This window comes from Nocardia puris (assembly GCF_036051655.1).
GTDB classification, from domain to species: Bacteria; Actinomycetota; Actinomycetes; order Mycobacteriales; family Mycobacteriaceae; genus Nocardia; species Nocardia puris.
Window position 1 is genome coordinate 1,917,851 of record NZ_CP107943.1, and the last position, 14,273, is coordinate 1,932,123.

General features: G+C 71.3%; 11 protein-coding genes. 2 read left to right on the plus strand and 9 right to left on the minus strand.

From position 1 onward, the window contains the following. Nucleotides 1–4: 4 nt before the first annotated feature. The 6 genes from OHB21_RS08445 to OHB21_RS08470 all read right to left on the minus strand — a co-directional run bounded on the left by OHB21_RS08445 (nucleotide 5) and on the right by OHB21_RS08470 (nucleotide 5,895). Nucleotides 5–850, minus strand: coding sequence for a hypothetical protein (locus OHB21_RS08445; RefSeq protein ID WP_067503104.1), 846 nt, complete (start codon nucleotides 848–850; stop codon nucleotides 5–7). 3 nt (nucleotides 851–853) lie between these two features. Beyond that, nucleotides 854–2,080, minus strand: coding sequence for a DUF7373 family lipoprotein (locus OHB21_RS08450; protein WP_195125043.1), 1,227 nt, complete (start codon nucleotides 2,078–2,080; stop codon nucleotides 854–856). Continuing rightward, nucleotides 2,056–3,534, minus strand: a complete 1,479-nt coding sequence (locus tag OHB21_RS08455; RefSeq protein WP_232331617.1) for a serine/threonine-protein kinase — start codon at nucleotides 3,532–3,534, stop codon at nucleotides 2,056–2,058. Before OHB21_RS08455 ends, OHB21_RS08450 begins: the two co-directional genes overlap by 25 nt. A gap of 268 nt (nucleotides 3,535–3,802) precedes the next feature. Continuing rightward, the gene (locus tag OHB21_RS08460) at nucleotides 3,803–4,564 is read right to left on the minus strand and encodes an AIM24 family protein (RefSeq protein ID WP_067503112.1); all 762 of its coding nucleotides are present in this window, start codon (nucleotides 4,562–4,564) and stop codon (nucleotides 3,803–3,805) included. A 3-nt stretch (nucleotides 4,565–4,567) separates the two neighbouring features. Next, nucleotides 4,568–5,260: an AIM24 family protein gene (locus OHB21_RS08465; protein WP_067503115.1), complete on the minus strand. Its 693-nt coding sequence runs from the start codon at nucleotides 5,258–5,260 to the stop codon at nucleotides 4,568–4,570. 11 nt (nucleotides 5,261–5,271) lie between these two features. Beyond that, complete coding sequence (locus tag OHB21_RS08470; protein ID WP_067503119.1) at nucleotides 5,272–5,895, minus strand: AIM24 family protein; 624 nt, start codon at nucleotides 5,893–5,895, stop codon at nucleotides 5,272–5,274. A 179-nt stretch (nucleotides 5,896–6,074) separates the two neighbouring features. Between OHB21_RS08470 and OHB21_RS08475 the strand changes: the two genes are divergently transcribed. Together OHB21_RS08475 and OHB21_RS08480 are read left to right on the plus strand one after the other, a co-directional pair. Next, nucleotides 6,075–7,391: a TerD family protein gene (locus tag OHB21_RS08475; RefSeq protein WP_228789780.1), complete on the plus strand. Its 1,317-nt coding sequence runs from the start codon at nucleotides 6,075–6,077 to the stop codon at nucleotides 7,389–7,391. Nucleotides 7,392–7,410: 19 nt separating this feature from the next. Next, entirely contained in the window at nucleotides 7,411–8,961 is a 1,551-nt protein-coding gene (locus OHB21_RS08480; RefSeq protein ID WP_324192161.1) for a TerD family protein, read from the plus strand. 14 nt (nucleotides 8,962–8,975) lie between these two features. On the opposite strand, the gene OHB21_RS08485 is transcribed toward OHB21_RS08480, so the two are convergent. From OHB21_RS08485 to OHB21_RS08495, 3 genes are all read right to left on the minus strand, one after another. Beyond that, nucleotides 8,976–10,688 carry a glycosyltransferase family 87 protein gene (locus OHB21_RS08485; RefSeq protein WP_084537292.1) on the minus strand — a complete coding sequence of 571 codons (1,713 nt, stop codon included), beginning with the start codon at nucleotides 10,686–10,688 and terminating at the stop codon, nucleotides 8,976–8,978. A gap of 68 nt (nucleotides 10,689–10,756) precedes the next feature. Further along, nucleotides 10,757–13,321: a transglycosylase domain-containing protein gene (locus OHB21_RS08490; protein ID WP_407675232.1), complete on the minus strand. Its 2,565-nt coding sequence runs from the start codon at nucleotides 13,319–13,321 to the stop codon at nucleotides 10,757–10,759. A 469-nt stretch (nucleotides 13,322–13,790) separates the two neighbouring features. Next, entirely contained in the window at nucleotides 13,791–14,210 is a 420-nt protein-coding gene (locus OHB21_RS08495; RefSeq protein ID WP_170160757.1) for a DUF5318 domain-containing protein, read from the minus strand. Nucleotides 14,211–14,273 lie beyond the last annotated feature (63 nt).

The following is a 14,273-nucleotide window of genomic DNA, read 5'->3' on the forward strand; positions in this document are numbered from 1 at the left end:
CCGCTCAGCCCGTGAGGTCGGGCTCGAGCGGGTCGTCCAGCCGGTTGAGGGAGTACCCGTGGGGCAGGCCGGGCAGCATGCGGAAGTCGGTGACCTCGAGGGTGTGGATGTCCACGGTGGCCGCGACGATCCCGGGCACCGGCCCGTCGCATTTCTGCCGTTGGTCGAGCGGCACCCCGCACAGCATCCGGTAGTACCGCAGGCGGTCGGCCCGTCCGGGCACCAGGCGGTTGCGCTGGTAGGGGCTCGGCCCGAGGACGGCGGCCGGGTCGGCGAGCCAGTCGGTCATGCGGCGCTGGATGGTTTCTTCGGCGAGCGCCCGATCGTCTTGCGGCCAGGTGTAATCCAAGCGGTCGCCGGTCGAGTGGATGGTCAGCGCCTTCAGGAAGTAGTGGGGTGCGGCGCGCAGCTCGAGCAGCCGCGCGTAGTCGTCGAGCCGGGACAGCGGGGTGGCGGTGTCGGTGGGTTCCGGCAGCGCGGCCACGGTCGCGGGGTCGGTGATGTACAGCTTCACGGACAGGCGCCCGTACGACTCGGTGGCGGCGAGAAGCAGTTCCGCGCAGCGCCGCAACCCGGCCATCACGTCGGGCAGCGTGTCATTGCCGAGGGACGCGACGATCCACGGCACCATCGACAGCTCGTCCTCCTCGACGTCGAGGTCGCGGGTGGGCAGGCCGACGATCGGGAACCCGCAGTCCCGGAACACCCCGTCGATCACCGCGAACGCGGCCTGCTGCTCAGGGGTCGGCCCGGCGGGTGCGGGATGCGGCGGCGGGGCCGGTTCGCGGCCGCAACCGATCGCGAGGGCCGCCAGCACCGCGACCAGCAACCGAATCCTGCCGCGCACCATCGGCTACGCGCCGTTCACCAGCAGCGCGTACTGCGCCGCCGCCTGTTGCCGCGCGTTCTCCGCGGTGCCGCCGCTGACGAACGCGGCGTGCTCCCGGTAGATGACGTAGCAGCGGGCCAGCGCGGACTCGTCGTTCGACGCGGCGCGCTCCACGCAGCGCACGTCGGGCAGGCCCTCCGGCCCGTCGACGGCCCGCACGTTGCCGCCGACCGTATCGGCCCACGCGTCCCCGAAGGCCTGCGCCGCCTCGTTGTCGCGGAAGCGGAAAAGCGTGGTGCTGAACGCCTGTGCGACGGATTCCACGCCGCCGTCGTCCCAGGCCGCCGCCATCTCCTCGTTGTCCAGCGGGCGATAGTGCACGGTGGCGCGCCCGCTCCACGAGCCGTATTCGCGCGACGAGATGGGCAGCCGCTGCCCGGCCGGGCCGGGCACCAGGATGCGGCGCAGCATCGCGTCGGGATCGCGTGGCAGTTCGTCGATCTCGTCGGGCGGGGTGGGCTGGAACTCCTCCAGCAGCGGGATCTGCGCGTCCAGGACCTGCGCCACCCGGTCGGCGAGCGCGTCCTTGTCGGGGGTCCGGTGCTGGGCGAAGACGCTCACCACGATCTCCCCCTGGGCGTAGGTCGCGCCGATCGTGCGGATGCCGGGGCGCCAATGCGCGTGCGCGCCGGGATGATCCGGGATCGGGGCGGGTTCGTTGTCGGGGCTGACCGAGAAGTCCAGCGCCTCCATCTCGCGCGCCGCGTCCCGTGCGGCGGCCTCGCCGGGGAAGCGGAACAGCACCACGCGGGTGAGGTTCGCGTCGATGTCGAGCGCGGGCGTACCGGACCGGAACGCGCGGTCGCCCTCGCCGATGTCGAAAGCGACTATCATGCCGTGCTTTTCGAGCGTCGGGGTGTTCACGTTCGAGATGGCCGAGGCCTGCGCCGCCTTCGCGGGTGACTCGAGCACGTCGGTGCCCCAGTTGTGCACGAAGGTCTCGTCGATCTGGTGGGGGATCGCGATGGCACCGGCCATCCGCAACCCTTCCAGGATGCGGCCGTCGTTCGGCGTGCGGATGGCCTCCACGTCGGCCGGTTCGATGTTGTAGGCGCCGACATCCAGTGTGCGCACGTCGATCTCGGCGGGCGTGGGCGTGCCTGCGACGCCCGAGCACGCCGTGACCGTCAGCGCGGACAGCAGTGCGGCGGCGGGCCCGAGCCGCCTCACAGCGGGGCGCTTCGCAACCATTCGTCGATCACCTCCTGGTGGGAGCTCCCCTTCTCGAAGACCTGGAGCAGCACGGACGAGCGCGGAGCGGCGCCGAATCGCACGAGGATCCACGGGCCGGTGGAGCCGTTGAACTTGCGCACCGTGAGCGGTTCTCCGTAGCGCGAGGTGAGCGTCTCGGTGGCGCCCTGCTCCAGCGTCGCGACGTAGCGGTCCACGGTGGCGGCGCTGTCGTGCTGGAGCACTTGGAGTTCCAGGCCCTGGCGGTCGGTGCAGTTGAATCCGTGCTCCCACACCGCGCCCGGGTTCTTGGTGGCGAAACTGCACCGCAGATCGCGGTAGCCCACCGTGTCGGGGCCGGCGGGCAGCAGGTCGGGGAACAAGGCGACGGTGTCGCGTCCGGCGGCCCACGGATCGGGGGCGGTGGACGTGGTGGGCGGTGGTGTGGAAGTCGTTGTGGTGGTAGGAGTTTCGTCGGGGCGCAAGGCGAAGGCGCCCGCGCCCGCCACCGCGAGCACGGCCGCCACCGCGCCGAGTGCCAACAGCCACCGGCGCTTTCGGCTCGGCGGCGGTGTGGGCGGGAGCGGCGCGCGGGGTGGATCGAACGCCGCCGACGCGGCCGCCGCCATCGCCGCGCAACTGGGGAACCGGTGCTCCGGATTCTTGGCCATCGCCCGCTCGAACACCGCGTCCAGCGCGGGCGGCAGGTCCGGGCGCAGCGTGCTGATGCGCGGCACCGGTTGCATCAGATGCGCGCCGATGACCCCGGCCGCGGTGTCGGCGGTGAACGGCGGGCGGCCCGCGAGCAGGTGGAACAGCGTGCACGCCAGCGAGTACTGGTCGGTGCGCGGGCCGAGCTCACCGCCGGAGAGCTGTTCGGGCGCGGCGTAGCGCAGGGTCGCCAGCAGCGTGCCGGTCTGGGTGAGGGAGCCGACCTCGTCGGCGGATTTGGCGATGCCGAAATCGGTGAGCAGCACTTGTTCGGGCGCGCCGGGCGCCGAGGGCGCGCGCAACAGGATGTTGGCGGGTTTCACGTCGCGGTGCAGCAGACCCGCGGCGTGCGCGTGGTCGAGTGCGTTGGCCGTCTCGCGGGCGATGTGCAGGGCCCGCGCGGGCGGCAGCGGACCGCCGCGGGCCAGCGAGTCGGCGTCGCCGCCCTGGATGTACTGCATGGCGATCCAGAGCTGCTCGCCCTCCTGCCCGCGATCGTGGATCGCCACGATGTTCGGGTGGTCCAGGCGGCCCGCCAGCTGCGCCTCGCGCTCGAATCGGCCGCGGAACACCGGGTCGGCCGCGAACGAGGGGTGCAGCAGCTTCAGCGCCACCATCCTGGGCAGTCGCGGGTGGTGCGCCGAGTAGACGCTGCCCATTCCGCCCGCGCCCACGAGCCCTTCGATCCGGTACCCGGCGAACACGCTGCCGGGTCGAAGCGATTGCGCGGGGGCCACATCGACCGACTCTAGCGGGAGATCCACCCGGCGTCCCCGCGCTCGCCGGGTGTCCGCCGGGCTGCGCGAGGTGGTGCACCGATCGGTCGCGGGTTCGGCGGCGTCGTCATAGGTCTCAGCTCGACCGGCGGCAGGACGACGGGCGCGGTCGGCCGACAGCCCGACCGGGGCGCGACCGACGGCCCGGCCGGTGACGTGACCGACTGCCCTGCCAGCGATCTGATCTGGGGCACGGCCGGGGAGCCCACCAGCGGCACGGCCGCCACGACACCGGCCGCGACCGTGCGTCCGGCCGTCAGTAACTCTGCTGCTGCCCCAGCTGTCGCGCGATCACGGCCTGCAACTGCTGCAACCCGCCCACGCTGACGCCGCTCTGCAACTGACCCTCGATGGTGCGCACGATCTCCACGTCGCTGATCACCTTCTCGCTGGACTGGATCAGCACTGTGCCCGCGCCGGTGAAATCGAACTGGCGCTCCTCGCCGGAGTTCACCCCGAACCGGTGCGCACCCGCGGCCAGGAAGCCGGTTACCCACTGCTGGTCGAAGTGGTGGCTGGGCGACGGGCAGTCGGCCCAGCCGACCAGCGACTCCGGGTCCACCCGCAGCGGTGGTTCGGCGAAGATCACCGGGCCGTTGGAGGAGGCCAGGAATTTGCCGGTGCCGATGAGCGTGAGGAACCCGGGCACGATCGACTGCTTGAGCGCCAGGCCGGGTTCGAAGGCCAGCAGGTTGGCCGCGCGGATGGTGAGGTTGCCGTCGTCGAGGTCGTAGGAGTTGATGTCGTAGCCGCGGTCGCCGAGGATGAGCTTGCCATGGCCCTGGGCTACCACGTAGTCACCGGTGAACATCGGCGCCGAGAACTGCTCCGACACCATGTGCAGCATGCCGCCCTGCAGGCCGTGGGTGAGCAGCTGGAATTCGATCTGGCCGTAGTAGGCGATCATCGCGCCCTTGCGCATGAACCACGGGCCGGTCAGATCGATGCAGAAGGCGTAGCTGTTGTGCGGGATGTTGTCGCTTTCACCGAGATTCATCGGGTTCAGGATCTGCGCCATGATTCACAACTTCTCTTCGGAGGCCTGCACGTACACCACACCCTGGCCGACGCACTGCAACTGCATCGCCTCGCCCGAGCCGCGCCCCACCGCGTCGCGCCAGCTCAGCGCCGTCTTCAGCTCGGTCTGCACGTTGCCGTAGGCCGCCACGAACGCCTGCGGGTCCACCACGATCGGATTCGGGCCGCCCACTTGCAGTTCCAGAAAGCCACCGTGCCCGAGCAGCACCGCCGCGCCCTGGCCGGAGAGCTGCGTGGTGAACATGCCCTGCCCGGTCAGCGCGCCCGACGCGGCCCCGCGCAGCGCGCCCATGAGGCCGCCGCCACCTCCGCCGCCGGAACTGGCCACCGACACGATGGAACTCTGCAGCCCGGCTGTATTGGCCAGCAGCCGTGAGGCTTCCACGCGCAGCGTCGCGCCCGGCTGGATCTGCACCACCTGCACCTCCAGCCCGGCGAAGCCGTAGTGCACCTCGCCGTTGCCCTGCGCCAGCATGGTGCGTTCGTGCTCGCCCGCCATCATGCGGCCGGCCATGCGCATCAGCCCGCCGCCGCCCATCCCCTGTGAACCGGGGATCTGGTGCGGCGCGAACGCGACGTCGCCGCGATAGAACAGCATCGCGCCGGTCCGCGCGACCACGCCGCCCGCCCGGCCCACGTCCACTTTGACGACCTTGTCGTTGACCTTCTCGAACACGCCCGTGCCCCTTACCGTTCCGCCGGCTGGATCGACACGACGCCCTGGCCCTCCCAGCGCAGCGAGAACGTCTCGCCTGCGCCCTGGCCCATGGCGTCGCGCCAGGTGATGCCGGAGACGAACGACTGATTCAGATTGCCCTTGGCCGCCACGAACGCGTCGGGGTCGACCACCAGCGGGAACTGCGGCGTCACCTCGAGGTGGATGAGCGGGCCGCCCGCCGAGAGCAGCGCCACCTGGCCCTGCCCGCTGACCGTGGTGGTGAACAGGCCCTGCCCGCTGCGCGCGCCGCCCATCCCGGCGAAACGCACGTCGGTGCGCAGGTTTCCGGCGAAGGCGAGCAACTGCTGCGATTCCACCTGCAAGGTGTCGCCGTTGAGGTTCACCACCGTGACGTGCTGGCCGTTCACCGCGAAGAACACCCGGCCGTGCCCGGCGCACTCCATCAGCGACAGGCTCTCACCGGTCGCGCGGCGCTTGAGCCCCGCGAGCACGCCGTCGCCGCCGCCGAAACCGGCCGACTTGAACTGCACGTTGCCCTCGTAGGCGATCATCGAACCGGAGATCGCGCGCACGCTCGTCCCCGCGAGCTGCGCTTCGATCACCTTCTTCGACTGTTCGAAAAGCTGTGCCATAGGGGTCCGCCCCGTTGTCTCGAGTTCCTCCCCGCGCGCGCCGGTGGCCGCTGGTGGGGTCTGCGAGCGTCACAGTAACCGATGGGCGGGCCGCGCACCCCTCGTCCCGACCCGGGACCGTCCGCGTCCGTTTCTCGTAGAGTGGCAGGCAGTACGCACCGACAAGCGAAGGGTCGAACTTGTCCGCAACACTCGCCAAGGGCCAGAACGGTCCACTGGCCACCAACGATGTGGTGATCTCCGTCCAGTTGACGGCTCCGGCTGATCTGTCCGCGCTGCTGGTGACCGAGCGGGGCAAGGTCCGCTCCGACGCGGACTTCGTGTTCTTCAACCAGCCCAGCGGTCCCGGCGTCAACCTGCAGCCCGCGCCCGCGGGGCAGCCCGCCTCCCTGGCGGTCTCGTTGAACCAGGTGCCCGGCGATATCGACCAGATCCGGGCCGTCATCACCCTCGACGACGCGTCGGCCAGCTTCGGCCGCTTCGCGCCGCCCACCGCGATCATCTCCGACGCCGCGGGCAACCAGCTCTACCAGTACCGCATCGACGGGCTCGATTCGGAATCGATCGTCATCGCGCTCGAGCTGTACCGGCGGCAGGGCTCGTGGAAGGTCCGCGCCGTGGGCCAGGGCTACGCGGGGGGATTCGCGGCGCTGGTCACCGATCACGGTGTCACCGTGGATGATTCGCCGCCCCCGGCCGCGCAGCAGGCCCCGCCGCCGCCCGCGCCGCAGCCCGCGAACTACCCGCCGCCGGCCGCGCAGCCCGCGCCGCAGTACGCCGCGCCCGGCGGTGGTTACCCGCCGCCTCCCGATCAGGGCTACCCGCCCCCGCCCGGTGGGGGTTTCCCGCCGCCGCCCGGCCAGGGTGCTCCGCCGCCGCCCGCCCCGTCCCAGCAGACGGGCGAGGTCAGCCTGAGCAAGGACCGGCCCGTCAGCCTGCAGAAGGGCCAGCGCGTCACGTTGCGCAAGGAGGGCGGCCAGCAGCTGGCCTTCGTCAAGATGGGCCTGGGCTGGGACCCGGTGCAGACCCGCGGCATGTTCGGCAACCGCACCGTCGACATCGACCTGGACGCCTCGGTGATCATGTTCGCCGAGGCGAATCCGGTCGACTTCGCCTACTACGGCCAGCTGACCTCCAAGGACGGATCGGTTCGCCATCAGGGTGACAACCTGACCGGTGAGGGTGACGGTGACGACGAGGTCATTCTGGTGGATCTCACCAGAATTCCCCCGCATGTCACCTCACTCGTGTTCATCGTCACCTCCTACAAGGGCCACACCTTCGAGCAGGTGCGCAACGCGTTCTGCCGTCTCGTCGACGGCTCCAACAGCGCCGAGCTGGCCCGCTACACCCTCGCGGGCGGCATGCCGTTCACCGCGATGGCGATGGCGAAGGTGTTCCGGGTGGGCGCGGACTGGAAGTTGCAGGCGCTCGGCGAGGGCTTCCAGGCCAAGCATCCCGGCGAGGCCATCCCGCAGCTCGGCCGCTTCCTCTGATCGACCGGGGACCGTCGAGGTGATCGAGTTGAAGGCGGGGCAGAACACCCCGTTGCGCGCGGACGTGCTGCGATTCGGTGTGAGATCGGATGCGGCACTGGATATTTCCGCTCTGGTCGTGGGGGAGGACCTGCGCGTTTCCGGCGCGTCGGATCACGTGCACCACGGCAACCCCGCCACCGGCGGGGTGGAACTGGCCGGGGCGGAGGTCGTCATCACGACCTCCGTCCTCCGGTCCGAGGCCAAGGCGGTGCTGTTGGTGGCGAGCACCGGTGGCGCCACGCTGGGGCCGCTGACGGCGCTGCTGTCCGAAAACGGTGTGGTCACCGCGGAATTCGCGATCGTGCCCGCCGCCGGCGAGGCCGCGATGATCTGCCTCGAGGTGTACCGGCGCGGGGCCGAATGGAAGGTGCGCGCCGTGGGGCAGGGGTACGCGGGCGGGTTGCCCGTGCTGCTGCCCGCGCACGGCGTGGACGCGGCCGGTGCGCAGCCCGCCTCGCACGCACCGCATCCGGTGGGTGATCGCGACGCGATCCCGCAGGCCGATCCGGTCGGCGGTCCGGCCCCGCTGGAGGTGGCGCACGGGCTGGAGCGGCTGTGGATGGTCTTCGAGGACGCCGCGCGCTCGGCCGCCGCGCTGGAATCGGCGCGCGACTACGCGGGCAAGCGGCTCGACGAGGAACTCTCCGCGGCCGTCAGCGATCCGGCCACCCGCAACACCCCGGGGGCGGAGGCGAAAAGGCAAGAGGCGCAACGTCGTCACGACGAACTGATCGCCGTGGCCGAGAGCAACCACCGGCGTGACAGCGAACAGCTCATCCGGGAACTCGCCGAGTCCGACCGGTTGCTGCCGCCCGCACTGGCCTCGTGGTCCTCGCCCGCGTGGGACGGTCCGCCGAAGCCGAGCGACGGCATCCGCCTCGGTGAGCTGTACGCGCTGGACCGCGGCCCGCTGCGCATCCCGTACACGGTGCCCGTGCCGCTCACGCGGCCGCTGTGGATCGACACCGAGCATTCCGCCGCCGTGGTGCCGGTGGTCGGCGCGCTGCTGGCGCGCCTGCTGGCCGCCGATCCCGGTCGCCCGGCGCGCATCGATGTCATCGACCTGTCGGGCGCGTTCGCGGGCCTGCTCGCCCCGCTCGCCGGGTCGATGAACGGGGCGCCGGTCACCGACCACGCCGATATCTCGCCCCGCCTGCAAGCGTTGGTGGACGCCGTCGATATGGCCGAAATGGCCTACAGCGGTGGGTCATTCGTCCCGCCCGCCGAGCATCGGGTGCTGCTGGCCGCCGACTTCCCGCACGGGTACTCGTCACTGGACGCCCAGCGCATCTCGGCGCTCACCCTGCGCGGGGACCTGGTCGGGCTGTCCATGGTGATCGTCGGCAGCGACGAATCCGCCTCGCCCGACAGCACGGTCGCCGCGCTCTCCCAGGCGTGCAGGCACCTGCCCACGGTGCAGGACACTCCGCTGTTCGATCCGTGGACCGGCAGCCCCTGGCACCTCGAACTGGACCTGCTCCCGCGCGACCCGCAGCACGTCGCGCGATTGCTGCGGCCGGGGACGTAGGGGACGGTTCACTCTCACCCCGTGCGGGTGAGAGTGTCCTTGGGGCGCAAGGCTTGTGGGAGCCAGGGGAGTAGCGGGTCGGGGGCGCGGTCGAGGACGCCGCCGACCGGGTCGTCGACGGCGTCGTTGCGCACCAGATCCTCCTCGGGGCGGTAGATCTGGCGAATGATCAGCGCGCACAGGATGATCACCGCGATATCGCGCACCAGCACGGTGGCGGTGAACCACTCCTCGGGCAGGCCCTTGCGGTCGATGCCGAGGTAGTAGAACATGCGCGGCACCCACACCAGGGCGTCGATCGTCATCCAGGCCAACAGGATTCGGCGGTGCGGCAACGCCAGAACCGCCAGCGGCACCAGCCACAGCGAGTACTGCGGGCTCCACACCTTGTTTGTCAGCAGGAACGCGGCGATCACCAGGAAGCACAGCTGCGCGACCCGCGGCCTGCGCGGCGCGGTGAGCGCGATGTAGGCGATCCCGGCGCAGGCCAGCAGGAACAGGGCCAGCGACACCGCGTTCAGGATCGTCGGCGGCTGGCCGTGCGCCAGCTCGCCGTCGAAGCCCGGCCAGCCGGTGAACGAGGTGATCACGTTGTAGATCGAGTCGGGGTCGGCGTGGCGGGTGGTGTTGAGGCGGAAGAACTCCCGCCAGCCGTCCGGGAACAGCAGCGCGATCGGCAGATTCACCAGACCCCACGTGCCGATCGCCGCCGAGACCGCCAGTCCGGCCGCGCCGAGCGGGCGGGTGGCCAGGTGGCGCACGCGATCGGGCGTCTCGCGCACCCACGTCGCGAACGCCTCCCCGCCGTCGATCTCGCGCAACCGCACTCCCACGTGGGAGCTCGGCGCGCGATGGCGCGGATCGGCGCGCAGGCACAGCACCACGATCGGGCCGAGCAGCAGCAGCGGATACAGCTTGGCCGCGCCGCCCAGGCCCAGCAGCACGCCGGCCAGCACCGGCCGCCGCCGCGCCCACGCGAGCAGGCCGGTCGCGGCGAACGCCGTGGCGAGCGCGTCGAAATTGGTGAACCCGTGCACAATCACCAGCGGCGAACAGGCGATCAGCGCCGCGTCCCAGATCCGGCGCCCCGCCAGCAGCGTCGAGGCCCACACCGTGATCAGCCACGCGATGGCCAGGCCGAACGCGACGACGTTGAAATAGATGACCACCTGGAGCGCCCCGGGCAGCGGCAGCGCGTCCCAGGTCTTGGCGATCTGCATAGCGCCGTACTGGTACAGGCCGGACAGGACCGGATACTCCATGTACCGGACCTCGATGGTGCCGTCCGGACGCTCCTCCACCCACGACTTCTTGTACGGGAAGGCGCCCTCGTCGAGGCGCTCGGCGCCGTAGAGCGGCACCGTGTCGGAGTAGCACAGGGCGACGTACTGGCGGCCGTCGCTCCAGTCCAGCGTCAGCGCGCCGTTCTCGGTGCTCGTCTGCTGGATGCAGCCCGCCTTCGCCGCCCAGCCCAGCGCCAGGAAGATCACCGTGTAGAGCAGGATGATCCGCAGCGGCGTCCAGAACCGCACCCGCCCGATCAGCGCGTGCTCCCCTACCGGCCCCCCGACCACCGTGCTCACCTGCGCGGTCAGCGAATCATTGCGGCTCGGCTTGTCCCGCCCGTCGGCCGACCGCGGATCGAACGCGACCGGCCCCGGCGAAACATACCGCGCCCCATCGCCCCCACCCGGCCGCCCGGCGTCCACCACTCGCTGATCGGTCACGGCATCCGAGCCTAGTGGGTGCTCACCGGGCGGCTACGAGTCACAGTCCCCACGGTGGGCGGGGGCCGTCACTCTTCCTCGCCGGCGCCTCCGCCGCCGGAGTCGTCACCGGTCCCGCCGTTGCCGGTCCCGCCACCGTTGCCGCCGCCGGGATTGCTCGGTGAGCCGTTGCCCGGGGAGGAGTCGTCGGAGGGTGCGGTCGGCTGGCCCGGCAGCGGACCGGGATCGTTCTGGCTCTGCTGCGGGCGCTGCTGTTGTTGCGGTGCGGGCTGCACGCCCGGGATCGGGATGGTGATGCCGGGCAGGATCTCGACCTGGGTGGGCGCGATGATCACCGGGGGCGAGGGGGCGTCCACCGTCGAGGGCGGCGTGTACGGTGCCGACCACTCCGGCACACCCGCCTGGCCCTTGATCGGGGCGGGCTTCGGGAAGGTCTCGTTCGGCGTGCCCTTGAGCGCGCCGTCCATCGTCGACTTCCAGATGTCGGAGGCCAGGCCGGAGCCGTACAGCTTCGCCCCCGCGTAGTTGCGCAACGGGGAGTTGTCGACGGAGCCGACCCAGACCGCCGTGGACAGCGACGGCGTGTAGCCCACCATCCAGGTGTCCTTGTTCTCCCCGGTGTCGCCGAGCTGCGCGGTACCCGTCTTGGCCGCCGACTCGCGCCCGCCCGCCAGGCCGTGGTTGCGCGAGTACGCCGCGATGGGGCGCATGGCGGCTGTGACGTTGTCGGCGACCGCGGCCGAGACGCGCTGCTCACCGGCGGGCTCGCCGCGGTCGAGCAGCACCTGCCCGTCGGCGGTCACGACGCGCTGCACGAAGTGCGGCGCGTGGTACACGCCCGACGCGGCGAGCGTGGCGTAGGCCGAGGCCATGTCCAGCGGCCGCGACTGGTACTGGCCCAGCACGATGCCGTTGTTCGGGCCCACGCCACCCGGCTCGGACAGCGTCTTGCCCACGCCCGGCAGTTCCTCCGGGATGCCGAGCTTGTGGCCCATTTCCGCGATCTTCTCCGGGCCGTTCTGCATGTCCAGCTGCATGCGGTAGAAGCTGGTGTTCAACGACCGCTTCAGCGATTCGGCGATGGTGCACATGCCGCAGGATTCGCCCTCGACGTTGGTGATCCGCACGCCGTGCACGGTCAGCGGGGAGCTGTCGTACATCTGCGAAAGCGGCACGCCCTGTTCGAGATTCGCGGCCAGGCCGATGGCCTTGAACGAGGAACCGGTCTGCAACGCGGCGTTGGCGAAGTCGTAGCCGTGGCCGTCCTCGCCGCCGTAGTAGGCGCGGACCGCGCCGGAACGCGGATCGATCGACACCACCGCCGAGCGCAGCGTCGCGGGCTCGCCCTCGAGGTTGCTGCGCGCCGCGTCCACCGCGGCCTGCTGCGCCTTCGGGTCGATGGTGGTGGTGATCTGCAGGCCCTCGGTGTTGAGCTGCTTGTCGGTGATGCCCGCCGCCGTCAGCTCCGCGAGCACCTGGGTCTTGATCAGGCCCTCCGGACCGGAGTCCAGCGTCTTGTCCTGCGTGGAGGTGGCCGGGACCACCGCCGGGTACTGCATGCCCTGGCGTTGGGCGGCGGGCAGGTTGCCCGTCTCGACCATGCCGTTGAGCACGTACTCCCAGCGCGCCTTCGCGCCCTCGGGGTTCTTCTCCGGGTCGAGCAGCGACGGCAGCTGGATGGTTGCCGCGAGGACCGCGCCTTCCTCCACGTTGAGCTCGCCCACGGGCTTGGCGAAGTACGCCTTGGCGGCCGCGTCGATGCCGTACGCGCCGCGCCCGAAGTAGATGGTGTTCAGGTAGGCGGCGAGGATCTCGTCCTTGCTCCAGCTCTGGCCCATCTTCAGCGAGATGACCAGCTCGCGCATCTTGCGGGTGAGCGAGCGCTCGTCACCGACCAGCGCGTTCTTCACGTACTGCTGGGTGATGGTGGAGCCACCGCCCGCGCTCTCCTTGCCGAGCAGGTTGTCGCGCACCGCGCGCGCGAAACCGGTCATGGAGAAGCCGGGGTTGCTGTAGAAATCCCGGTCCTCGGCCGCCATCACGGCGTTGCGCACGTGCGGCGGGATCTGGTCGATGGTGACGTCGGTGCGGTTGCCCTGCGGCGGCACCACCTTGCTCAGAACGGTGGTGCCGTCGGAGGCGTAGATGTTGGCGATCTGGTTGGTCTTCAGGTCGCCGGGCTGCGGCACCGTCGCGGTGGTGTACGCGATCAGGAAGACCGAGCTGGGCACGATGATCATCAGCGCCACCAGCGCGTAACAGACGCGCCGGAAGGTCTTCCACGGGAACCGGCGCTTGCCCTCGGGGCGGCGCTTGCCGGGGCCGCCGGAGTCGTCGCCGCCGCCGCCGCGGCGCGGCGGCGGACCCGAGGGCGGGGCGCCGGACGCCTGGGCGCGCCGCTCTCCGGTGTTCGGGCCCGACTTGCGGTCGGCGCCCCGCCGCTGACCGGTGCGCGTGCCCGTCCGCACGGTGGTCTCGGTGCCGGAGCGCACCGTCGCCTCGGTGCCGGAGCGGACGGTCGGCTCGGAGCCGGTGCGGCGATCGCGATTGGCGACCGCTTCGCTCAGCGTCGCGGGACGCGCGGGACCCGCCTTCTGGGTGGGCGCCTCTCGCACGGGGCCGGGGTGCGGCATGCGTTGCGTGGCGCCGGCCGCGCCGCCCTGGGCGGGGCCGGGCTGCGGGGGACGACCGTGCGGCGGCCGCCCCGGCGGGGGACCTTGCCGGTTCGGGGGCATCGGCCCGCGCGGACCGCCGGGACCGCCTTGCGGCGCGGGGCGTCCGTTGGGCGGGTTGTTGGGTCCGGGACGGGGTCCGCCCGGACCGGGCTGCCCCGGCCTGCCGTTCGGGCCGCCCGCGGGCCCGGGACGTGGGCCGGGCGGGGGCATGGGGCGGAAGCCGGGTGGGGGAGCCTGTCGCTGGCCCGGCGGCGGAGCCGGGGGTGAATTGCGCTGAGTACGGCCGCGATCATCGCCGTAAGGGGAATTCTCGTAGGGCGAACTCACTGAACAGGATCTCCATAACTCGTAGCGGTCGGGCAGGCGCGGCGCGGTACCGACCCGTGCGGGTCCCGCGCGTCATCCGGGGGAGGGATGACCGGACACATCACTCGGCGGCGGTGCGCCGGTTCGCCCGAGCCCCCGAACGGCGGCGCGTCGGCGCCGGGGCAGTGCCGAGCACATAGGACTGCACCAGATGATTCCAGCTGCAGGTCCGGCAGACCTCGACGACGTGAACCGAGAACTCCTCGCGGGTCTCGGCGAGCCGGACGAGTTCCTCGGGTGTGCGCGCCGACCCCGCCACCGGGCCGAGGCCGTCGCCGTAGACCCAGGATACGAGGGTCAATTGTTCTTTCCGGCAGATAGGGCACGTGACCTCGCTCCCCCGGCCGTGGAACTTCGCGGCGCGCAGGAGGTACGGATTGGCATCACACACCTCGGCGACATCGACCCGGCCCGCATAGACGTCAGCCAGCAGCGACCGGCGCCGGAGCGCGTAGTCGACCACCTGCCGCTGAATTCGCACGACACCCAGAGTAACTGCGTCGGCGACATCGGGGGGAAGAGCCAACGCCTTCGGCGTATTGCT